Raw genomic sequence first — 22,397 nt, forward strand, 5'->3', positions numbered from 1 at the left:
TCATCCCTCGTTGGTCTGTGTAGCGGCCTGGTAGGCCGCGCGGCCGCGAGGGCCATGGAAGTATTGGTGAATCCATTCGTCGTCGGTCTCGGCGACGATATCGATGGCATCCGCCACCAGTACCTTTTTCTGCGCCAGCACCGCCACACGGTCGGTGATGGTGTAGAGGGTGTCCAGGTCGTGGGTGACCAGGAACACACTGAGCCCCAAGGCATCGCGCAGGGTCAGGATCAACTGGTCAAAGGCGGCGGCGCCCACCGGGTCGAGGCCGGCGGTGGGTTCGTCGAGAAACAGGATGTCCGGGTCCAGGGCCAGCGCCCGAGCCAGGGCAGCGCGCTTGATCATCCCGCCAGAGAGCGAGGCCGGGTACTTGTCGGCCGCCGATAGCGGCAGGCCGGCCAGGGCCAGCTTGACCGCCGCCAGGTGTTCGGCATCGGCACGGGACAGGCCGGCATGCTCGATCAATGGCAGGGCGACGTTCTCGGTCACGGTCAGCGAGGTGAACAGCGCGCCCTTCTGGAACAGTACGCCGAAGCGTCGTTCGATCAGCGAACGTTGCTGTTCCGGCAGGCTTGGCAGGTCCTGGCCGAATACCCGCACCGAGCCTTCGCTGGGCTGGCGCAGGCCGACGATGCTGCGCAGCAGTACCGACTTGCCGCTGCCCGAGCCGCCGACCACGCCGAGGATCTCGCCCTGGTACACATCCAGGTCGAGGTTCTCGTGCACGCTCTGCTTGCCGAAGCGGTTGCACAGGCCACGGACCTCGATCACCGCCTTCGCCGGCGCGCGTGGCGGCCGGCTCACCAGCCCATCTCCATGAAGAACAGCGCGGCCACGGCATCGATGACGATCACCACGAAGATCGACTGGACCACGCTGGAGGTGGTGTGGGCGCCCACCGACTCGGCGCTGCCGCTGACCTTGAAGCCTTCCAGGCAGCCGATGGCGGCGATCAGGAAGGCGAAGATCGGTGCTTTCACCAGGCCCAGCAGGAAGTGCTTCACGCCGATATCCGAATGCAGCAGCGAGAGGAACATCGCCGGGGAGATATCCAGGGACAGGGCGCAGACCACCGCGCCACCGACTATCCCCGAAAGCATCGCCAGGAACGTCAGCATCGGCAGCGACACCAGCAGGGCCAGGACCCGAGGCAGCACCAGCAGCTCTACCGGGTCCAGGCCCAGGGTGCGGATGGCGTCGATCTCTTCATTGGCCTTCATCGAGCCGATCTGCGCGGTGAAGGCGCTGGCGGTGCGCCCGGCCATGAGAATCGCGGTGAGCAGTACGCCGAATTCCCGCAGGAAGGAAAATGCCACCAGGTCCACGGTAAAGATGCTGGCGCCGAAGTTGGCCAGCACGGTGGCGCCGAGAAAGGCCACCACCGCGCCCACCAGAAAGGTCAGCAGGGCGACGATGGGCGCCGCGTCGAGGCCGGTCTGTTCGATGTGTGCCACCACCGGGGTGATGCGCCAGCGCTTGGGGCGCAGCAGGCCGCGGGCCAGGGTTTCCAGGATCAGGCCGATGAAGCCCAGGACCTTCAGGGTGTCCTGCCAGACGGTGTAGACCGCGCTACCAATGCGCGAAAGCAATTGCACGCTGACCGAGATCTCCGGTTCCTTGACCGGTACGCAGAAGTCGTTCAACGAGGTGTAGACCGTGTGCAGCAGCGCGCGGTCGGCGGCGGACAAGGTGCAGTCGGGGTGTTCGGCGGACTGCCCCAGGCGTTCGGCCCCCAGCAGCTCCACCAGCAGCGACGCGCCGGCGGTGTCCAGGGCGCCCAGGCCGTTGAGGTCGATATGGGTGCTGCTGTCGTAGCGGCCGTCCAGGGATTGGCTGAGGCGCTTGAGGTCGCTGTAGTGCGCCAGCGTCCAGTCGCCGCCGATACGCAATTGCGCCGGGGAGTGGGCAAGGTCCAGTTGAGCGGTGCCGGGCGTCACGCTGCTAGTCATAAGCTCCGAGCTTGTGTGGCCATTTCGCAGTGCTACGTAATAGCACGATCCCGGTTACTTTGCCTCGCCGGTCTTGGCCGCGTCTTGATCTGGAGCGGTGATCTCGAAGCGCAGCACGCCGATCACCTGGCCGTCCTCGGTGATCACCCGCACTTGCCAGTCGCCCGCCGGGTTGGCGGGGAAATTCTGCTTGTGGGACCAGGCACGGTAGCCTTCCTTGCGCCCGCCATGGATGTCCAGGGCGACGCGATCCACCTCGCTGCCGTTGAATTGCCAGACGTGGTAAATGCGCTCGTCCAGGCCCCGGGGGGCGTTGATCGCGGTGTAGGCGTACAGGCCGGTGCTGCGTACCTGGGCGGTGCTGATCTGCTCCAGGCTGTCGCCCGGGGTGCGATCCTGGAGCTGGGTGCTGATGGCATCCTCCGTCAGCCACAGGGTGGCCGGCGGCACCCAGGAGCGTAGCAGCCAGCCGGTGCTGCCGATGGCCAGGGTAATGGCCAGCACGGTCAGGGCGCTGCGCAGGCTGCGGATCGGCAGGATCGAGGCCAGGCTCGGAAAGGACAGGAGCATGGCGATGCCCAGGGCCAGCTTGAAGCTCTGGGCGGTGGTCAGGTGCAGGATCAGCGGCAGGGCCGTGAGCAAGGCGGCGAACAGGGTCAGGGTGTGCAGCGCCAGGAACAGCCAGCGGCGCGGGGCCAGCCATTTGTAGTACAGCGGGTCAGTGATGGAAATCAGCGCCGCGGCGCCGAGCAGGCCGGTGAACACCAGTTGGCCACTGTTCCAGCTGGTGGTGATGAAAAAGAACGGCAGGACGAAGAACAGGCTTTCCTGGTGGATCATCTGCGTCGCATAGCGCAGCAGCGGCTGCGGGATCTCGCGCTTGAAGACCTTGGTGAACAGCTGAGTCAGGCTGTTCTCCAGCATCAGCCAGACCCAGCTCACCAGCAGGATCACGGCGATCCACGAGGCCAGGCTCTGTTGCCGGTCCACCAGGATGAAGCTGCCGACCCCGGAGATGAAACCGCCGAGCGCAATGATCCCCGGATAGCGCTTCATCAGTTCGAGAATGCGCTGGATAAGGAGGGTCAGGTTTGGCATCGGGGGGATCACAGTCAGGGCAGGAAAAACCGCGACAGGATAACGTCGGCGGCGGCCCGTGGCGAGGGAGCTTGCTCAGGTGCGCACGCGCTGGCGAGGTAATCCGGCCAAGGTGATCGCATTGCCCTGCCCCTGGGGCTGCTGCGCGGCCCGGCGGGAGCAAGCTCCCTGGCCATGGGTCAGCGGGCCCGGCGGCGCAGCAGGTAGACGCCGAAGCTGCCGAGCAGGACCAGGGCCAGCAGGCCGCCGATCAGCCAGAGCAGTTGTTCGTCGCTGAGCAGCGGTTGTTCGATGCGCAGGTAGCCCGGCTGCTGCAGCAGCTGGCGCAGGGCCAGGTTGGCCTGTTCCAGGCTCACTGCTTTCAGGCGCTTGGCCGGGTCGCTGAAGCGGCCGTTGTCGAAGTCCCCGAGGGCGCTCCAGTAATAGTCCGCCAGGGCGCTGTTGCCCTGCACGGCCCAGGCCTGGCGATCGATGGCAGCCTGTTTCAGGCGGGCGAAGGTGGCCGGGTCGAGGCCGTCCTTGAGCAGCCGTGCCTTGAGCTGCTCTACCACTTGCCGGGCTTGGGGCAGGTCGTCGCGCTCAAGGTCGGCATTGAAGCTGAGAAAACCCACGCCACCGAAGACTTCCCGATCACTCCAGGGGCCGTAGGACAATTCGTGCTCAAGACGCAGTTGGCGATACAGCGCCCAGTCCAGGTAGTCCTTGAGCAGGTCGAAGGTCTCGTCGTGCTGCTGGTCCAGCACGGGCTCGGGAAACAGCCAGTGCAGTTGCGCGCTCTGCCCTACCCAGCCATGGACCAGGGTGCGCTCAGGGGCGGCGGTGCCCTGGATCTGCGGCAGGTCGGGGTGTTCGCTGGGCTCCACCGGCTCCAGGGCACCGTAGGTGCGCTCCAGGTAGGCCGGTAGCAGGCGATCGAGCTCGCCCACCACGATCAGGGTCATGTTGTTGGGGGCGTACCAGTCCTTGCGTACCTGCTCCAGCTGGGCCAGGGTCAGGTTCCCGACCTCGGCGCGTTCGGCGCATTTGAGCCCCAGTTCCACCGCCAGCTGGTTGCCTGCCTTGTGTCCCAGGTCCTGGCGGTCGAGCCAGCGTTGCAGGTGCGAATAGTGACCCCCGCCTTCGCGTTCCACCACTTGCTTGGCCGCGGCCACGGCGTTGTCGTCCAGGCGGGTATGGGTCAGCAGCGACAGCAAGAGGTCCAGGACCTTGCGCTGGTTGCGCGCCGGGGCCTCGATGACGAAGGTGGTGTCGGCATTGCTGGTGTAGGCATTCCATTCGCCGCCCAGGGCCTGCATGCGTTCTTCCAGGCCGCCTTCCCCGCTGTCATCCACGCCGCTGAACAGCAGGTGTTCCAGTAGGTGCGGCAACTCCTTGTCGGCACAGGCGAAGTCGTCCAGGCCCACTCCCACCACCAGGCGGATCGCCACGTGGCCGCGTTCGCTGCCGGGCTTGAGCAGCAGTTGCAGGCCATTGGGCAGGGTGTAGCCTTCGACCTGGAAACGATCCAAAGCCCATCCTTGTGCACTGCCCAGCAACAGGCAGGCGAATAACAGACAACGCATAACAAGCTTCCTTACGGCGTGCGTAAGTTCTACAGACTTCGTGGGACTGTGGACGTTCAGGGTGAATGAGTGATGTCAGCCATCTCTTCGACCTCCAGCGCGCCGGTGTCCGAGGTTTCCAGAACCACGTAGGCACTGCTGCAGAACAGGGAGTTGAGGCGCTTCATGTCGGCGATCAGCTCCAGGTGCAGGGAACTGGTCTCGATGCTCTGGACGATCTTGCGTTGCAGGCGGCTGACGTGGGCGTGGGCCAGGCGCCGCTCCTGGGCGCGGAAACGGCGTTTTTCCCGCAGCAGCTGGCGCGCGCTTTCCGGGTCGGCGCTCAGGAACACCGAGAGCCCCAGGCGCAGGTTGGCGATCAGTTGCGCGTGCAGCCCGGTCAACTCTTCCAGGCCAACCTCGGAGAAGGAGCGGCGCTGGGAGGTCTTCTGCTGCTGGACCTTGCGCAGCATGCGTTCGATCAGATCGCTGGCCAGCTTGAGGTTGAACGCCAGTTCGATGATTTCGGCCCAGCGCCGGCTGTCCTGGTCGCTGAGGTCTTCCCGGGGCATCTGCGCCAGGTACAGCTTGATGGCGCTGTACAGCGCTTCGACGTCGTCGCTGAGGGCGCGCAACTCCTGGGTGATGGCGGTCTGCTTGCCCTGCAGCGCGTCGCGCATCGCCTCCAGCATGCTGTCGATCAGGTCACCGATGCGCAGGGTTTCGCGGGCGGCGTTGGCCAGGGCCAGGCTCGGCGTGGCCAGGGCGGTTGGGTCCAGGTGCCGCGGGCGAGCGCGGCCGTTTTCCTGGGGGCGCTCCGGCAGCAGCCAGGCGCAGAGCCGGGCCATGGGGCCGACAGTGGGCAGCAGCAACAGGCAGCGGGCGGTGTTGTACAGCAGGTGGAAGCCGATCACCACTTCCTGGGGGCTGAGGTCCAGGCTGTCCATCCAGTGGGCCAGTGGGTCGAGCACCGGGATGATCAGCAGCAGGCCGATGAGCTTGTACAGCAGGCTGCCCAGCGCGACCTGGCGCCCGGCGGCGTTCTGCATGCTGGTGCTGAGGAAGGCCAGCACCCCGCTGCCGATGTTGGCGCCGATCACCAGGCCGATGGCCACCGGCAGGCTGATGACCCCGGCGCCGGCCAGGGTCGCGGTGAGCAGCACCGCCGCCAGGCTGGAATAGGACACCATGGCGAACACCGCACCCATCAGCGCATCCAGGAGAATATCGCCGGTCAGCGAGGCGAACAGGACCTTCACGCCCTGGGCATGGGTGATGGGGGCCGCGGCTTCGACGATCAGTTGCAGGGCCAGGATGATCAGCCCCAGGCCGATGCCGACCCGGCCCAGCTGGCCGGCGCGGGTCTGCTTGCGCGAGAGAAAGAAGATCACCCCGAGAAAGATCAGCAGCGGCGACAGCCAGGACAGGTCGAAGGTCAGTACTCGGGCCATCAGCGCGGTACCGACGTCGGCGCCGAGCATGGTGGCCAGCGCCGGGGTCAGCGCCATCAGGCCCTGGCCGACAAAGGACGTCACCAGCATCGCCGTGGCGTTGCTGCTCTGGACCATGGCCGTGACCAGGATCCCGGCAATGAACGCCAGTGGCCGCCTGGCCATGTTCTGGCCGATCACGTGGCGCAGGTTGGAGCCGTAGACCCGCAGGATGCCGGTACGGACGATATGCGTACCCCAGATCAGCAGGGCCACGGCGGAAAGCAGATTGAGCAGGGTCAGCATAGAGGCCCCCCCTGGGGTGAAGTGCCCCAAGCGGGGCGAGTGGACGTTGTTGCGCGACGTTCTACGTTATGTACTTAAGCTGTAGTTGGCTAACGCACGAGGCGCCAGCATCGCATAGCCAAACCGGCGATTGAAACAAAACTGTCATGAAAACAGCTTCCTGCAGACGCAGAAAAGGGGCTCGAGAGCCCCTTTTCCATTCAGCGCATTCCCGGATTATTGACCAGGAACGTCCTTGCGCAGTTTCACCGGGTCCTGCTGTTTTTTCTTTTTCGCGATGGCGGTGCGCATCTTGATGTTGATGGCTTCCACCGCCAGGGAGAAGGCCATGGCGAAGTAGACGTAGCCTTTTGGCACGTGCACTTCGAAGGCTTCGGCGATCAGGACCGTACCCACCACCAGCAGGAAGGACAGCGCGAGCATTTTCAGCGACGGGTGCTTGTCGATGAATTCGCTGATGGTCCCGGCCGCCAGCATCATCACCAGCACCGCGACGATGATGGCCGCCACCATGACCGGCACATGGGAAACCATGCCCACGGCGGTGATCACCGAATCCAGGGAGAAGACGATGTCGATAATGGCGATCTGGATGATGGTGTAGAGGAAGTTGCCGCCCTTGCCCTTGGGCTCATCAATGGTTTCGTCCTCGCCTTCCAGGGCGTGGTACATCTCCTGGGAGCTTTTCCACAGCAGGAACAGGCCACCGAAGAACAGGATCAGGTCACGCCCGGAAATGCCCTGGCCGAAGACCACGAACAGGTCGGCCGTGAGGCGCATGACCCAGGTGATCGACAGCAGCAACAGAATGCGCGTGACCATCGCCAGCGCCAGACCGAAGATCCGCGTGCGCGCCTGCATGTGCTTGGGCATGCGGCTGACCAGGATCGAGATCATGATGATGTTGTCGATGCCCAGGACGATCTCCAGGGCAGTCAGGGTAAAGAAGGCAACCCAGATTTCCGGGTTGGTCAGCCATTCCATGTGTATTCCTTTGAGCGAGTGTTATAGCCCGGGCCGTGAGGCCGGCCCGGGCGCAGAAGCATTGCTTTTATAGAGTGCTGAACAGCGGAAAAATCCCCATCAGCAAAGCGGCGAACATTATGCACAGGCAGACCAGCACTGCCCACTTGAGGGTGAAGCGCTGGTGATCGCCGAACTCGATACCGGCCAGGGCCACCAACAGGTAGGTCGAGGGTACCAGCGGGCTGAGCAAGTGCACGGGTTGGCCGACGATCGACGCACGGGCCATTTCCACCGCGGTGATGCCGTAGTGGCTGGCGGCTTCGGCCAGTACCGGCAGCACGCCGTAGTAGAAGGCATCGTTGGACATGAAGAAGGTGAACGGCATGCTCACCAGCGCGGTAATCACCGCCAGGTACGGCCCCAGGGCTTCCGGGATCACCGCCAGCAGGCTCTTGGACATGGCATCCACCATGCCGGTGCCGGACAGGATGCCGGTGAAGATGCCCGCCGCGAAGATCAGCCCGACCACCGCCAGCACGCTGCCGGCGTGGGCCGCGACCCGATCCTTCTGCTGCTGCAGGCAGGGATAGTTGACGATCATGGCGATACTGAAGGCCACCATGAACAGCACCGGCAACGGCAGCAGCCCGGCGATCAGCGCGCACATCAGGGCGAAGGTCAGGGCGCCGTTGAACCAGATCAGCTTCGGACGACGAGCGTCGGGGTACTGCGACACGCTGATCTCGCTGTGGTCGATCTCGTCGCCCGCCAGGTGCAATTCACCCAGGCGCGCCCTTTCCCGCTTGCCGTACATGTAGGCGATCGCCAGGATCGCCACCACGCCGGCCAGCATGGCCGGGATCATGGGCACGAAGATGTCCGACGGGTCCACGTGCAGGGCGCTGGCCGCGCGGGCGGTCGGGCCGCCCCAGGGGGTCATGTTCATCACCCCGCCGGCGAGGATGATCAGGCCGGCCATGATTCGCGGGCTCATGCCGATGCGGCTGTACAGCGGCAGCATGGCGGCCACGCAGATCATGTAGGTGGTGGCGCCGTCACCGTCCAGGGACACCACCAGGGCCAGTACCGCAGTGCCCACCGAGACCTTCAACGGGTCGCCCTTGACCAGCTTGAGGATCTTGCGCACGGCCGGGTCGAACAGGCCGGAGTCGATCATCAGGGCGAAATACAGAATGGCGAACATCAGCATCACGCCGGTGGGCGCGAGCTTGGTGATGCCTTCGAGCATCATCGGGCCGATCTTCGGCGCGAACCCGCCGAACAGGGCGAACAGGATGGGCACGATGATCAGGGCGATCAGCGCCGACAGGCGCTTGGTCATGATCAGGAACATGAAGGTGATGACCATGGCAAAGCCAAGGAAAGTCAGCATGGGATTACTCCAGGCGTAGCGCGGCTAGGGAATGGCGAACCGGGTGGGATCAGCGCAGAACGGCAAGCACGAGGCGTACGGGAGGAGTTGCAGCGAACAGGCGGGTAGGAGCGGACATCAGAATCACCATTGTTGTTGTTAATAGGGCCGGGAGCGCGAGAAACGCCCGCTGTGGCCAACCGGTCTGTTGCCGGTAGTGGAGGCGATCCTAATGGGGGAAGCTTTCAGCCAGCTTTCGTCGCTGAAAGGAACGAACGGATGTTGCAGCAGGCGACCAGCGGCATAAAGTGATGGCTATCGGCGCCAGGGAGACATGCACATGAGAGAGTTGCACACCGGAGGCTGCCACTGCGGGCGGCTGCGTTACCAGTTCAGCGGCCCGTTGCGGGACATCGCCCACTGCCATTGCTCGATCTGCCGTCGGGTCAGTGGCGGTCTGGTGACCACCTGGATCACCCTGCCCGCCTCGGCTTTCGAATGGCTGGAAGGCGTTCCCGCCCGGTACGACTCATCTGGAGGTTGTGCGCGCTATTTCTGCGGCAACTGTGGTGCTCATTTGGCGCTGATCACCCACCTGAGCCCAGACAGCATCGATGTCACCATCGCCACCCTGGATCACCCGGAACTGGCTTCTGCAGACCGGCATATCTGGACCGACAGCCGCCTGCCCTGGTTGCATCTGGACGAGCACCTGCCGCAAGAACCGCAGGAAACCCTGTAGCCGCTGCCGCAGGCTGCGCACGAGCGCGCAGACCGCCCAGCAAGGCCCTTCGGTCCTTTTCGCAGCCTCGCGGGCTTGGCAGCGCTACGGCAGTTCCAGGCCGCCTGCCGCCTTGTGCAGCGTCCGCAGATGCTCGCCCACCAGCTTCAGGTTGGCCTCGTTGGCGGCGATTTCCGCCGCTCGGGCCGGTTCCAGCAGGGCTCGCACTTCCTTGTCCAGGTCACCGGTCAAGGATTGCAGTTGCTTTTGCCGCTGGCTGCTCTCGGACTCCAGGCGTTGCCATTCAGCGGGCTGAGGCAGGCCGTAGCCGCCGCTGCCCAGCAATTCTGCCGGGCGGCTGAGGAAGCCGCTGTTGGCGAGGATCTGCTGCAGGGTCTTGTTGGCCTGCTCCATACCACCATTTTTCAGCTCGCGAGCCCCCAGGTAGCGCTGCTTGACCTCGTCCTGAGCCAGCAGCAGTTGCCGGCGATAACTGGCCTGCTCCAGCAGCAGCAAGGCGGCGCTGGTGCGCAGGTCGGCCTGGTCGAACCAGTGCCGGCGTTCCTCGGCGCTCAGCGACAGCCAGTCTTCGACGCTGGCCTGCTTGATCGGCAGGCGCTTCTTGATCACCTCGAACATCGCCTGGTAGCGGTCGCGGAAGGAGTCGAAGCGATACCCCAGGCGCAGCGCTTCGCGCGGGTCGTCGAGCACGCTGGTGTCCGCCAGCCCCCTGCCCTTGAGCACCTCCAGCAAGCCGTTGGGCATGATGCTGTCGAGGCCGATCAGTTGCTTGTTGTTGCTGCCGCTGCGCAGCAGCTTGAGGCTTTCCACTGCGCAGTTGTTGGACAGGAAGTAATAGTTGCCGTCGTAGCTCCAATGCATCTCGGCGGCGTGCTCCACCACTTCCTCGATCTCGCTGCGTGACAGCTTCAACGGTACCGAGGCCAGGCTGCGCAGCTCGGTCTTGGTGTACTCGTCGATCACCTGGGACAGCGGCAGGACAAACAGCCGCGAAGGGTACTTGCCCACCAGGCCGTCCCAGCTGGAGAGCTGCACGTCACCGACAAAGGCGCGGTAGGACAGCACCAGGTGCTGGTCCAGGTCCAGCCGGCAATCCGGCCCGCGGGGGCGGCCCGGGGCGCAGATCACCAGGCGCAGCATGCTGTGGCCCCAGCGGCTGACCCAGTTCTGGTTGGCTTCGGCCAGCAGGTAGTCCACCGCGTAGACCCGCTCCGGGTCCACCTGCCCCAGGGGCGTCTTGGCGAAGTCGTTGCCGGCGTTGAGGAAGGCGAAGGACTTGGCGCAGCTGTCCTTGGCGGCCGGCGCCCAGCCGAAATGTTCCTGGTAATAGCGGTACAGCGCCGGGCGGCGGCAGGCGTAGCTCGGATCGAGAAGGAAGTACTCCATGTTCACCGCGACGAATTCCTTCGGGTTGGTGATCTCGTAGATGTCCGGGCTGCGGGCGACCTGACGGTTGTGCTGCTCGCGTTCGCCACGGCGGCCGACGTATTGCGGCCAACCGGCCAAATCCAGCAGCCTTGGATCATCGCTGAGGGTGAAGCGCCGGTCATTCTGGCCGCGACACTCATCCGGCAGGCCGATCAGCCCGGAGGTGCTGTTCTTGCGGGTGCAGCGCTGGATCAGGCTACGCTCGGCACCGGGCCACAAACGCGCGCGATCATAAATGTGGGTCAGTTCATGGAGTACCGTGGCGAGCATTTCCCGGCGCACGGTGCCATGGGGGCGGCTGGTCTTCTGGGTGGCGGCGGAGCCGTCGGTCAGGCTGGGCAGCAAGGCGCGGTTGAGGTCCAGTTCCGACACCAGGGATGCCTCGCCATAGGCGTTGTCGGGCATTCGGTCGGTCCAGCCGACATCAATGGTGCGATCCAGTTGCTGGATGAAACGCGGCGGCAACGCCTGCATCGCTTCATCCAGCAGCGCCTGGCTGGCGTGTTGCTGCGCCGGGCTCAAGCCATCGGCCTTGAGGCGCAGTTGCAGGTCGGCCTGGGCGGTGCCGCAGAGCAGCCCCAGGGTCCCGGCCAGCAGCCAGGCTAGGAGTGGTTTCACAGGGCCAGGATGGCTTCGGCAAGCACCTGGTCGCTGGCGTCGCGGGCTTCTGGCAGCTGCGTGCGCAGGGCATTGAACGCCGCTTCGAGTTGCGCGCCGCGGATATCACCGTTGCTGGCGACGAAGCTGGCGGCATCGTCGTGGGCTTCGCGCACGACTTTGGAGTCACGGATCGAAGTGGTGGTGTCCGAGGTGAAATCGATCGTGCGGCCGGAGGCGCGGACGATGATGTTACTGGTGGCCACCAGGGTGTGTGCCTGGGCCACGTCGGCCAACAACAGCAGGCCAAGGGTGGCGGCAATCAGCGGGCTACGCATGGAACGACTCCGGAAGAACAGGGATGGTTATTGGACGAGAATTGCCAGCGCCAGTTCAAGGTCGCTGGCATGAAGTTTTGCCGGGTCCTGGCGCAGGTATTCCAGCGCAGACTCCAGGCGGGCGCCGCGCAGTTGGCCGTCGGTTGCCACGAAGGCAGCGGCGTCATCCTGGGCAGCAAGCAGCAGTTTATGGTCGAAGGGCGCCGAGGTCACCTGGCCTGTCGCATAGACGGTGACAACCAGGCTTTGGGTGGTGAGGTCGAATGCCTGCACCGAACCGGCCCAACAGGCGGCGATCAATACGGGAGCGGAAAGCGAAATACGGAACAAACCCAAGAGTCTCGACAGCTGAAAACCAGCGCCAAGGCTAGCGCAATGCCCCTTGGAGGACCAGCGCAGAGGGTTTCAGGTGCGCGGGGCACCTGAAACCGAGACGCTTCAGATTGCCAGGATGGCCTGGGCCAGCTGTGCATCAGAGGCCTGCAACTGAGGCGCTTGCTGGCGAATGTGGGCAAGTGCGCTTTCCAGTTTTACCCCGCGAATGGCGCCGTCGGTGGCGACGAAACTGGCGGCATCATCCCGGGCGGCACGGACAATCTTGTTGTCACGTAGGGAAGAAGTGGCATCGGAGGTGGCGTCGGTGGTGGCCTTGAGCGCGCCGACAATGGCGTCGGTGGTCACGATCAGGCTGGTGGCGTGGGCATTGGCAGCCAGGGCCAGCAGGGCGGCGGCGCTGAGCAGGCGGAGACGGGACATGGGTAACTCCTGTGAATGAACAGACAATTTAAGGGCGCTGAGTGAGACGCCGGGCAGCCACTGCGAGGTGCTGTGTCTGATTGCTCTGACGCAGTTCGAATGAAAATCGCCACGTCGCCTCAGATATTAGGCTCAGCGGCCCCATTCGCACAGCGTTGCGGCAGGCCTCAGCGCCAAAAGGGTTTGTGCAGTTCCGCTGCCCGATCGCTGTGGCTGATGCCGCTGTCCGAGAGTTGTCGTTCATCCATTTGTGCCAGCAAGTGACGGGTGCGGTCCCGCTCCCGTGTGTTGGCGAGCGCCGTGAGCCAGCGCTTGAAGGGCGTGCAGTGAAGGTTGGAGCCAGGGGACGAGTGCATGATGCTTGCCTCCATGAGCAGCCGAGCGATGAGCTGGCTGCAACCTCATGGTGCGGCGGTTCGATGCGGTGATACAGATACACTCGAACTAAATTGTACTGGTTAATTGTTATGTTTTATAAAACTGTACCTGTCACGATGAAGCGGGCTGTATTTCAGCTGTGTAGCGCGTTTTCCGCGGCCAGAACGACAAGACCCGTCGCGGTTTCCCGCGACGGGTCTTGTTGTGTGCAATTCGGGGTGCTGGCGGTGGACCCGGTGGGTCAGGGCCAGCGACGCTGAGTTAGCGCCAGAACGGCTTGCTCAGCTCTTCGTAGCGTTGTGCTTCGCTGATCCCGGCATCGGCCAGCAGACGCGAATCCAGGCGAGCCAGTTGATGGCGGCTGGAGATGCGGCGCTGCCACAGCATCAGGTTGGCGATAACGCGCAGAGGCAGGGAAGCCTGGGTTTTTTCAGCTTTGTCTTCGAAGAACAGTTCGGAACTGAGTGTACGTTCCATGGTTGACATCCTTCCGCTTGTGGCGGGATCAGGTAGTGGTTTAACTGGTGCCCATGATCCTCTTCCCGCGCAAGACTCTGTAGATACAGTTCACCTGTATTGTGAAGGACCAGTTAACTGTTTATAGGGGCTGTACTGTTCGGAAAAGGCGCAACTGTACCTGTCAGCACCTTTATGGTGCATTTTGGTGCTTTTTGATGGGAGGTAAGTGGTTTTAGGCGGGGAAAATACCGGTACAGCAGTACAGTTTTTGGCGGACATTGGCGAGCGGCCGGCGAGCTGACGAAACTGTGTTTGCGTCAGCTGCCAACTGTATCAATTACTCGACGAGCATTTTCCCGGTTTCTTCCAGGTTGATGTGCCAGCTCAGGGCATCACGCAGGATATGCGGCGTGTGACCACCCAAGGCGCAGGCCTTGGTGAAGTAGTCATTCAGTGCGTCGCGGTAGGAAGGATGCACACAGTTGTCGATGATCACCCGGGCCCGCTCCCGCGGCGCCAGGCCGCGCAGGTCCGCCAGGCCGATCTCGGTCACCAGGATGTCGACGTCATGCTCGGTGTGGTCCACGTGGCTGACCATCGGCACCACGCTGGAAATCGCCCCGCCCTTGGCGATCGACTTGGTGACGAAGATCGCCAGGTGCGCGTTGCGGGCGAAGTCGCCGGAGCCGCCGATGCCGTTCATCATCCGCGTGCCGCAGACGTGGGTGGAGTTGACGTTGCCGTAGATATCGAACTCCAGCGCGGTGTTGATGCCGATGATACCCAGGCGGCGCACCACTTCCGGGTGGTTGGAGATCTCCTGCGGACGCAGCACCAGCTTGTCCTTGTAGCGTTCCAGGTTGCCGAACACGTCGGCGTTGCGCCGGCTCGACAGGGTGATGGAGCTGCCTGAGGCGAAGCTGAGCTTACCGGCGTCGATCAGGTCGAAGGTCGAGTCCTGCAGTACTTCGGAGTACATGGTCAGGTTCTCGAATGGCGACTCGATCAGGCCGCACATCACCGCGTTGGCGATGTTGCCGATACCGGCCTGCAGCGGGCCGAGCTTGTTGCTCATGCGCCCGGCATCCACTTCCTGCTTGAGAAAGTCGATCAGGTGGTTGGCGATGCCCTGGGTCTCGCTGTCCGGGGTGGAAACCGTGGACGGCGAATCCGACTGATTAGTGATGACGATGGCGACGATCTTGTCCGCAGGGATCGGAATCGCCGTGCTGCCGATGCGATCGTCGACCTTCACCAGGGGGATCGGTGTACGGGTCGGGCGATAGGTCGGGATATAGATGTCGTGCAGGCCTTCCAGGTTCGGGTTGTGCGCCAGGTTTATCTCGACGATCACCTGCTTGGCGAAGATCGCGAAGCTGGCGGAGTTGCCCACCGAGGTGGTCGGCACGATATGGCCCTGTTCAGTGATGGCGACCGCTTCGATCACTGCAATGTCCGGCAGCTTGAGCTGCTGGTTACGCAGTTGTTCGACGGTTTCCGACAGGTGCTGGTCGATGAACATCACTTCGCCGGCGTTGATCGCCTTGCGCAGGGTGCTGTCCACCTGGAACGGCATGCGCCGGGCCAGCACGCCAGCTTCGGTGAGTTGCTTGTCCAGGTCGTTGCCCAGGCTGGCGCCGGTCATCAGGCTGATTTTCAGTGGCGTTACCTTGGCCCGTTCGGCCAGGGCATGGGGCACGGCCTTGGCTTCACCGGCGCGGGTGAAGCCGCTCATGCCGACGGTCATGCCGTCCTCAATCAGAGCGGCAGCGTCAGCGGCGCTCATCACCTTATCCAACAACGAAGGCAAGCGGATACGATCACGGTACATGGATTGTTATCTCGGGCAACGGAAGCAAGAAGCGCAGTCTAGTGATTTCAAAAAAAAACACCGCGCGACAAAGGTCGAATGAAAGGCCCTGATCTAGAGCCTTCTGTCGGCTTTATGGAGTAAATAAAAAACCCCAGCCTACTAAAGGCTGAGGTTTTGGGTATTGCGCTACAGCAGCTTTATTCGACGGCTTTGACCATGTCTTCGATGACCTTCTTGGCGTCGCCGAAGACCATCATGGTCTTGTCCAGGTAGAACAGTTCGTTGTCCAGGCCGGCATAGCCGCTGGCCATGGAGCGCTTGTTGACGATGATGGTCTTGGCCTTGAAGGCTTCGAGAATCGGCATGCCGGCAATCGGCGACTTAGGATCGTTCTTCGCCGCCGGGTTGACCACGTCGTTGGCGCCCAGCACCAGCACCACGTCGGCCTGGCCGAACTCGGAGTTGATGTCTTCCATCTCGAACACCTGGTCGTAAGGCACTTCGGCTTCGGCCAGCAAGACGTTCATGTGGCCGGGCATGCGCCCCGCTACAGGGTGGATCGCGTATTTCACGGTCACGCCGCGGTGGGTCAGCTTCTCGGTCAGCTCTTTCAGCGCGTGCTGGGCGCGTGCCACCGCCAGGCCGTAGCCGGGGACGATGATCACGGTATCGGCGTTGGTCAGCAGGAAGGTCGCATCGTCGGCTGAACCGGATTTCACTGGGCGTGCTTCCTTCGCACCTGCCGGGCCGCCGGTATCGGCTGTGTTGCCGAAACCGCCGAGCAGGACGTTGAAGAACGAACGGTTCATCGCCTTGCACATGATGTAGGAGAGGATTGCGCCGCTGGAGCCCACCAGGGAGCCGGCGATGATCAGCATCGAGTTGTTCAGGGAGAAGCCGATCCCCGCTGCCGCCCAGCCCGAGTAGCTGTTGAGCATCGACACCACTACCGGCATGTCGGCGCCGCCGATCGGGATGATGATCAGCACGCCCATGACGAAGGCCAGGGCCAGCATCAGGGCAAAGGCACCGAGGTTGCCGCTGGCCATGAAGGTCACGCCCAGGCCGAGGGTGGCCAGGCCCAGTACCAGGTTGAGCTTGTGCTGCCCGGCGAACTGTACCGGTGCGCCTTGGAACAGGCGGAACTTGTACTTGCCCGACAGCTTGCCGAAGGCGATCACCGAACCGGAGAAGGTGATGGCACCGATGGCTGCGCCAAGGAACAGCTCCAGGCGGTTACCGGCGGGAATCGAGTCGCCCAGGTGCTTGACGATGCCCAGGGACTGAGGCTCGACCACGGCGGCAATGGCGATGAACACCGCGGCCAGGCCGATCATGCTGTGCATGAAGGCCACCAGTTCCGGCATCTTGGTCATCTCGACGCGCTTGGCCATGATCGAACCGGCGGTACCACCGATCAGCAGGCCAACGATGACATAGCCGATGCCGGCGGTCGCCAGTTCCGCGCCCAGCTTATAGATGAGGCCGATGGTGGTCAGTACCGCCAGGGCCATGCCCAGCATGCCGAACAGGTTGCCGCGGCGGGACGTGGTCGGGTGCGAAAGGCCCTTGAGCGCCTGGATAAAGCACACCGAGGCGATCAGATAGAGGGTTGTTACCAGGTTCATGCTCATTATTTCTGCACCTCTTCTTTCACGGCTTTGGGCGCTTTCTTCTTGAACATTTCCAGCATGCGACGGGTCACCAGGAAGCCACCGAACACGTTGACCGCGGCCAGGGCCACGGCCAGGGTGCCCATGGTCTTGCCCAGCGGGGTCACGGTCAGGGCGGCAGCCAGCATGGCGCCGACGATGACGATCGCGGAAATGGCGTTGGTCACTGCCATCAGGGGGGTGTGCAGTGCGGGTGTAACGTTCCAGACCACGTGGTAACCGACATAGATCGCCAGCACGAAGATGATCAGGTTGTAGATACCGGGGGAGATAAGCTCTTCCATCGTCTGAATCCCTGCTTAGGCGTTTTTGCGGATGACTTGGCCGTCGCGGCACATCAGGCACGCGGCGACGATGTCGTCTTCGAGGTTGACTTCGAACTGCCCTTCTTTGGTGAAGACAAGCTTCAGGAAGTCCAGCAGGTTGCGCGCATACAGCGCCGAGGCGTCGGCAGCCACTGCCCCGGCCAGATTGGTCGGGCCGACGATGGTCACGCCGTGCTCGACTACGACCTGGTCAGCCACAGTCAGTGGGCAGTTGCCGCCCTGAGCGGCTGCCAGGTCGATGACCACCGAACCGGGCTTCATCTGGGCCACGGTATCGGCGCTCAGCAGGGTCGGTGCCTTGCGGCCCGGAATCAGCGCGGTGGTGATGACGATATCGGCCTGTTTGGCGCGTTCGTGCACGGCCTGAGCCTGGCGCTGCATCCAGCTGGCCGGCATGGGGCGCGCGTAACCGCCGACACCGACGGCGCACTCGCGCTCTTCGTCAGTCTCGTAAGGCACGTCGACGAATTTGGCGCCCAGGGATTCGATCTGCTCCTTCACTGCCGGACGCACGTCCGAAGCTTCGATCACCGCACCCAGGCGCTTGGCCGTGGCGATGGCCTGCAGGCCGGCAACACCGGCGCCGAGAATCAGCACCCGGGCAGCCTTCACCGTACCGGCGGCGGTCATCAGCATCGGCATGAAGCGCGGATAGTAGTGGGCAGCCAGCAGCACGGCCTTGTAGCCGGCGATGTTGGCCTGGGACGACAGCACGTCCAGGCTCTGGGCCCGGGAGGTGCGGGGTGCGGCTTCCAGGGCGAAGGCGGTGATCCCGCGCTCGGCCAGCTTGGCGATGGTGTCATTGCTGAACGGATTGAGCATGCCCACCAGCACGGTGCCGCTCTTGATCAGCGCCAGTTCGCTGTCGCTGGGCGCCACGACCTTGAGAATCAGCTCGGCGCCAAAGGCATCGTTGGCGCTGCCAATGGTGGCTCCTGCCGCTTCATAGGCACTGTCGACCACGCTGGCGTTAATGCCGGCGCCGCTTTGCACAGTGACTTTATGACCCTGGCCGATCAGCTTCTTGATGGTTTCCGGGGTTGCAGCAACCCGTGTTTCACCCGTCTGGGTTTCGAGAGGAACACCAATGTGCACGTCAAATCTCCTGCTTGATCTTATTGCTTTCGATCTTTCTTAGAAGGCCAGCGCACTTCGGAGGGTGCGGCTGGGGCGGCCGATCAGCACGATCCCGCTGAAATCACAGCGGGGCGCGGCATTTTGCAGGCGAACTTTGAGGCCTTCAAGGGATTCTGACTAGTGACGGAAAATTAACTACAAGTCACCCCGTGACCGAATGTCGCAACGTACCAGGTTAAAGCCTTGTAAGCCGTGCCTTTCAAGGCTTTACCATGGAAAATAAGATTTTTCTCATCCGTGACATGAATAGTCTTACATTGCCCTTGAATAAACCCTACAAGCCGCGTGGTTAGGCGCTTGTAGAACGATTGTTCAAGGTGTCGGTACAGTCTGTGAAAATGCGACAAATAGTTATATCTGTAGGGCTTTGATTTATTTGACTACGAGGTCAACTATTGGTTGTGAGCCTTTATTTTTCAAGGTTGTAGCTGTTTGCCTGGTTCACCAGCCAGTCGCGAAAAGCCCGTAAAGAGGCCGATTCCACTTTGCGTTCGGGAATCATCAGGTAATACGCCTTGATGCTCGAGAGTGCCTGGGGGTTGGCAATGACCAAGCGTCTTTCGGCCAGCTCGCGCTGGATAAGGAAGGGCGGAATCAAGGCGATACCCATGTCGTGCATGGCTGCCTGGGCGAGCATGGAGAATAGCTCGTAGCGCGGGCCTGTCATGTCGCGGGGGATATTCAGCTGCTGTGAATTGAACCATTGCCGCCAGGCGTAAGGCCGCGTGGTCTGCTGCAGCAGGGGTAGTTCGGCTATGGCCTCGGCGCTCAACTCTTGCTGCTTGCCGAGCATTGCCGGGCTGCACACCGGCATCGGGTTTTCGCCCATCAGCCGGTGAGACTGGGTACCCGACCAATCGGCGTCGCCAAAGTAGATGGCGGCGTCGAAGGGGGTGTCGGCAAAGAGGAAGGGGCGCGTGCGGTTGGTCAGGTTGACCGTGACTTCGGGGTGCTGCTGCTGGAAGTCCTTCAGGCGTGGCAATAACCACTGCGTCCCGAAGGTCGGAACCACTGCCAGTTCGATGACGTTGGCCCCCTGCTGGCCCATCACTGAAAGTGTGTCGCGCTCCACAGCGTCCAGTTGTGTAGCGACCCGGCGGCTGTAGGACAGCCCGGCCTCAGTGAGCTTGACGCCCCGTCGTGAACGCCGGAAAAGTTCCACCCCGAGGAACTCTTCAAGGCTAGCGATCTGTCGGCAGACCGCACCCTGGGTTAGGGAAAGCTCTTGGGCTGCCTTGGTAAAGCTCTCATGACGTGCCGCGGCTTCGAAGCTGATTAAGGCGGCGGTACTGGGGATCTTTCTGCGCATGTACGGCAATCTCACTAATAGATGCTGTAAAAGGCGGTTTAGGCCATTACGAAGTGAGAAATTAGCACAACACTATGCGAAATCCTCGTTTGCCTGGGGGCGCCCCGTAGGCCTAGGATCTGTTCCACGATAGTTGACCTACTTCACGAGGATTCACTCATGGGCGGTAAAGCAAGCTTCAACTGGATCGATCCCCTTCTGCTGGACCAGCAACTCACCGAAGAAGAACGCATGGTCCGCGACAGTGCCGAGCAGTTCGCTCAAGACAAGCTGGCACCACGGGTTCTGGAAGCTTTCCGCCATGAGAAGACCGACCCGGCCATCTTCCGGGAAATGGGTGAAGTCGGCCTGTTGGGCGCTACCATTCCTGAGCAGTACGGCGGCAGCGGCCTTAACTATGTGTGCTATGGCCTGATCGCTCGTGAAGTGGAGCGAGTGGACTCCGGCTACCGCTCGATGATGAGCGTGCAGTCGTCCTTGGTGATGGTGCCGATCAACGAGTTTGGTACCGAGGCGCAAAAGCAGAAGTACCTGCCGAAACTGGCGTCCGGCGAATGGATTGGCTGCTTTGGTCTGACCGAGCCGAACCATGGATCTGACCCGGGTGCGATGATTACTCGTGCACGCAAAGTGGACGGTGGCTACAGCCTGACTGGTAGCAAGATGTGGATCACCAACAGCCCGATTGCTGATGTATTCGTGGTTTGGGCCAAGGATGATGCCGGCGACATTCGTGGTTTTGTCCTGGAGAAAGGCTGGAAGGGCCTGAGTACACCAGCGATTCACGGCAAGGTCGGCCTGCGGGCCTCGATCACCGGCGAAATCGTCATGGACAACGTGTTCGTGCCGGAAGAGAACATCTTCCCGGATGTGCGTGGGCTCAAAGGACCTTTTACCTGCTTGAACTCGGCGCGTTACGGCATCTCCTGGGGCGCCTTGGGGGCTGCGGAGTTCTGCTGGCACACCGCACGCCAATACACCCTTGATCGCCAACAGTTCGGTCGTCCTCTGGCGGCAACCCAACTGATCCAGAAGAAGCTGGCGGACATGCAGACCGAAATCACCCTCGCCCTCCAGGGCTGCCTGCGCCTGGGGCGGATGAAGGATGAAGGGACTGCGGCGGTGGAAATCACCTCGATCATGAAGCGCAACTCCTGCGGCAAGTCCCTGGATATCGCCCGCATGGCGCGTGACATGCTGGGTGGAAACGGCATTTCCGATGAGTTCGGTATTGCTCGTCACTTGGTGAACCTGGAGGTGGTCAACACCTACGAAGGTACTCACGACGTGCATGCGCTGATTCTCGGGCGTGCACAAACCGGTATCCAGGCGTTCTATTAATAGGAGAGCGACCATGGGGGCGTTATCGCATCTGCGGGTACTGGATTTATCTCGGGTACTGGCCGGGCCTTGGTCCGGGCAGATCCTTGCGGACCTGGGGGCCGAGGTCATCAAGGTCGAGCGTCCGGGTAATGGTGACGATACACGCGCCTGGGGGCCGCCCTTCCTTAAAGATGCCTATGGCGAGAACACCACGGAGGCTGCCTATTACCTGTCGGCCAACCGTAACAAGCAGTCAGTGACCATCGACTTCACGCGCCCTGAGGGGCAGCAGTTGGTGCGTGAGCTGGCTGCCAAGTCGGATATCGTCATCGAGAACTTCAAGGTGGGTGGACTGGCGGCTTATGGTCTGGACTATGAGTCGCTCAAGGCCGTCAATCCGCGGCTGATCTATTGCTCTATCACTGGTTTTGGTCAGACCGGGCCCTATGCCAAGCGCGCGGGTTATGACTTCATGATCCAGGGCTTGGGTGGGCTGATGAGCCTGACTGGGCGACCTGAGGGTGATGAGGGGGCTGGGCCGGTAAAAGTGGGGGTGGCCTTGACCGATATCCTCACCGGGCTCTACTCCACTGTGGCGATTCTGGCGGCCCTGGCTCATCGAGATCAGGGGGGCTGTGGTCAGCACATCGATATGGCATTGCTGGATGTGCAGGTCGCTTGTCTGGCCAACCAGGCCATGAACTATCTGACCACGGGGGTCGCTCCCAAGCGTTTGGGTAATGCGCACCCTAATATAGTGCCCTATCAGGATTTTCCGACGGCGGATGGCGACTTCATCCTTACCGTGGGTAATGATGGGCAGTTTCGCAAGTTTGCCGAGGTAGCAGGTCATCCGCAGTGGGCGGGCGATCCTCGGTTTGCCACTAACAAGCTGCGGGTGGCCAATCGGGCGGTGCTGATTCCGCTGATTCGCCAGGCCACGGTGTTCAAGACTACGGCGGAGTGGGTGAGTCAGCTGGAGCTGGCTGGGGTGCCTTGTGGGCCGATCAATGATCTGGCGCAGGTGTTTGCTGATCCTCAGGTCGTGGCTCGAGGCCTGGCTGTGGAGCTGCCACACGCGTTGGCTGGGATGGTGCCTCAGGTGGCTAGCCCGATTCGCCTTTCGCAAACCCCCGTTGAGTACCGTAACGCCCCTCCTCTATTGGGCGAACATACTGCAGAGGTTCTGCAACGTGTATTGGGGATGCGGGTCGAGGCGGTGGACGCCTTGAGGCATTCGCGAGTGGTGTAGCGCCGCCCTTCTATATATAGAGGCGCATCTTGTGCCTCTATATAGCCTTGTAGAAGCACCCTTAGAGGGATCTTTTGAGCTTATTCATAGAAAATGCAAATTAAGTGTTGACGGCAGATTCTACAGGTCTATAATTCGCCCCACTTCCGGCGCAGTCGAAACGGAAAACTCCTTGAGATTCAACGAGTTACGCAGTTTTCGATA

21 protein-coding genes are annotated in these 22,397 nt (G+C 62.3%); 3 read left to right on the plus strand and 18 right to left on the minus strand.

The genetic code is table 11. From position 1 onward, the window contains the following. From AC1RL5_RS13580 to AC1RL5_RS13610, 7 genes are all read right to left on the minus strand, one after another. Positions 1 to 804 (minus strand): ABC transporter ATP-binding protein, encoded by an 804-nt coding sequence (locus AC1RL5_RS13580; protein ID WP_011058486.1) that lies wholly within the window; start codon positions 802 to 804, stop codon positions 1 to 3. After that, the gene (locus AC1RL5_RS13585) at positions 801 to 1,949 is read right to left on the minus strand and encodes an ABC transporter permease (RefSeq protein WP_011058487.1); all 1,149 of its coding nucleotides are present in this window, start codon (positions 1,947 to 1,949) and stop codon (positions 801 to 803) included. Before AC1RL5_RS13585 ends, AC1RL5_RS13580 begins: the two co-directional genes overlap by 4 nt. 54 nt (positions 1,950 to 2,003) lie before the next feature. Continuing rightward, entirely contained in the window at positions 2,004 to 3,047 is a 1,044-nt protein-coding gene (locus tag AC1RL5_RS13590) for a DUF5924 family protein (RefSeq protein WP_041115011.1), read from the minus strand. 179 nt (positions 3,048 to 3,226) lie between these two features. Then, a complete protein-coding gene (locus AC1RL5_RS13595) occupies positions 3,227 to 4,609 on the minus strand; it encodes a M16 family metallopeptidase (RefSeq protein ID WP_072451955.1) in 1,383 nt (460 codons plus the stop codon). Positions 4,610 to 4,665: 56 nt separating this feature from the next. Beyond that, on the minus strand, positions 4,666 to 6,324 hold the full coding sequence (locus tag AC1RL5_RS13600) for a Na/Pi cotransporter family protein (protein ID WP_072451956.1): 1,659 nt from the start codon (positions 6,322 to 6,324) through the stop codon (positions 4,666 to 4,668). 216 nt (positions 6,325 to 6,540) lie between these two features. After that, positions 6,541 to 7,308, minus strand: a complete 768-nt coding sequence (locus tag AC1RL5_RS13605) for a TerC family protein (RefSeq protein ID WP_011058491.1) — start codon at positions 7,306 to 7,308, stop codon at positions 6,541 to 6,543. 67 nt (positions 7,309 to 7,375) lie between these two features. After that, on the minus strand, positions 7,376 to 8,683 hold the full coding sequence (locus AC1RL5_RS13610; RefSeq protein ID WP_015633664.1) for a CitMHS family transporter: 1,308 nt from the start codon (positions 8,681 to 8,683) through the stop codon (positions 7,376 to 7,378). Positions 8,684 to 9,002: 319 nt separating this feature from the next. On the opposite strand from AC1RL5_RS13610, the gene AC1RL5_RS13615 reads away from it, so the two are divergent. Next, a complete protein-coding gene (locus tag AC1RL5_RS13615) occupies positions 9,003 to 9,404 on the plus strand; it encodes a GFA family protein (RefSeq protein ID WP_072451957.1) in 402 nt (133 codons plus the stop codon). An 84-nt stretch (positions 9,405 to 9,488) separates the two neighbouring features. On the opposite strand, the gene AC1RL5_RS13620 is transcribed toward AC1RL5_RS13615, so the two are convergent. From AC1RL5_RS13620 to AC1RL5_RS13670, 11 genes are all read right to left on the minus strand, one after another. Then, on the minus strand, positions 9,489 to 11,450 hold the full coding sequence (locus AC1RL5_RS13620) for a DUF7844 domain-containing protein (RefSeq protein ID WP_053160588.1): 1,962 nt from the start codon (positions 11,448 to 11,450) through the stop codon (positions 9,489 to 9,491). Continuing rightward, complete coding sequence (locus AC1RL5_RS13625) at positions 11,447 to 11,767, minus strand: DUF2388 domain-containing protein (RefSeq protein WP_011058495.1); 321 nt, start codon at positions 11,765 to 11,767, stop codon at positions 11,447 to 11,449. The genes AC1RL5_RS13620 and AC1RL5_RS13625 overlap by 4 nt, the downstream gene beginning before the upstream one ends. Positions 11,768 to 11,794: 27 nt before the next feature. Beyond that, positions 11,795 to 12,103, minus strand: a complete 309-nt coding sequence (locus AC1RL5_RS13630; RefSeq protein ID WP_145713549.1) for a DUF2388 domain-containing protein — start codon at positions 12,101 to 12,103, stop codon at positions 11,795 to 11,797. A 102-nt stretch (positions 12,104 to 12,205) separates the two neighbouring features. Beyond that, positions 12,206 to 12,523 (minus strand): DUF2388 domain-containing protein, encoded by a 318-nt coding sequence (locus AC1RL5_RS13635; protein WP_072451959.1) that lies wholly within the window; start codon positions 12,521 to 12,523, stop codon positions 12,206 to 12,208. A 167-nt stretch (positions 12,524 to 12,690) separates the two neighbouring features. After that, on the minus strand, positions 12,691 to 12,894 hold the full coding sequence (locus AC1RL5_RS13640; RefSeq protein ID WP_072451960.1) for a DUF1127 domain-containing protein: 204 nt from the start codon (positions 12,892 to 12,894) through the stop codon (positions 12,691 to 12,693). Positions 12,895 to 13,162: 268 nt separating this feature from the next. Further along, a complete protein-coding gene (locus AC1RL5_RS13645) occupies positions 13,163 to 13,378 on the minus strand; it encodes a DUF1127 domain-containing protein (RefSeq protein ID WP_011058498.1) in 216 nt (71 codons plus the stop codon). Positions 13,379 to 13,697: 319 nt separating this feature from the next. Beyond that, positions 13,698 to 15,191 carry a succinyl-CoA:acetate CoA-transferase ScpC gene (scpC, locus tag AC1RL5_RS13650; RefSeq protein WP_011058499.1) on the minus strand — a complete coding sequence of 498 codons (1,494 nt, stop codon included), beginning with the start codon at positions 15,189 to 15,191 and terminating at the stop codon, positions 13,698 to 13,700. Positions 15,192 to 15,370: 179 nt separating this feature from the next. Further along, positions 15,371 to 16,807: an NAD(P)(+) transhydrogenase (Re/Si-specific) subunit beta gene (locus tag AC1RL5_RS13655; RefSeq protein WP_492589281.1), complete on the minus strand. Its 1,437-nt coding sequence runs from the start codon at positions 16,805 to 16,807 to the stop codon at positions 15,371 to 15,373. Further along, positions 16,807 to 17,130: an NAD(P) transhydrogenase subunit alpha part 2 gene (locus AC1RL5_RS13660; protein WP_005783507.1), complete on the minus strand. Its 324-nt coding sequence runs from the start codon at positions 17,128 to 17,130 to the stop codon at positions 16,807 to 16,809. Before AC1RL5_RS13660 ends, AC1RL5_RS13655 begins: the two co-directional genes overlap by 1 nt. A gap of 15 nt (positions 17,131 to 17,145) precedes the next feature. Continuing rightward, positions 17,146 to 18,267 carry a Re/Si-specific NAD(P)(+) transhydrogenase subunit alpha gene (locus tag AC1RL5_RS13665; protein WP_019095630.1) on the minus strand — a complete coding sequence of 374 codons (1,122 nt, stop codon included), beginning with the start codon at positions 18,265 to 18,267 and terminating at the stop codon, positions 17,146 to 17,148. Positions 18,268 to 18,718: 451 nt separating this feature from the next. Then, positions 18,719 to 19,618 carry a LysR family transcriptional regulator gene (locus AC1RL5_RS13670; RefSeq protein ID WP_072451962.1) on the minus strand — a complete coding sequence of 300 codons (900 nt, stop codon included), beginning with the start codon at positions 19,616 to 19,618 and terminating at the stop codon, positions 18,719 to 18,721. Positions 19,619 to 19,777: 159 nt separating this feature from the next. Here AC1RL5_RS13670 and AC1RL5_RS13675 point away from each other — a divergent pair, with 159 nt between their 5' ends. Then, a complete protein-coding gene (locus tag AC1RL5_RS13675; RefSeq protein ID WP_072451963.1) occupies positions 19,778 to 20,959 on the plus strand; it encodes an acyl-CoA dehydrogenase in 1,182 nt (393 codons plus the stop codon). A gap of 13 nt (positions 20,960 to 20,972) precedes the next feature. Then, on the plus strand, positions 20,973 to 22,193 hold the full coding sequence (locus AC1RL5_RS13680) for a CaiB/BaiF CoA transferase family protein (RefSeq protein ID WP_103407860.1): 1,221 nt from the start codon (positions 20,973 to 20,975) through the stop codon (positions 22,191 to 22,193). The last annotated feature ends 204 nt before the right edge of the window (positions 22,194 to 22,397 follow it).

The organism is Pseudomonas sp. GW822-FHT06D10 (assembly GCF_058799535.1).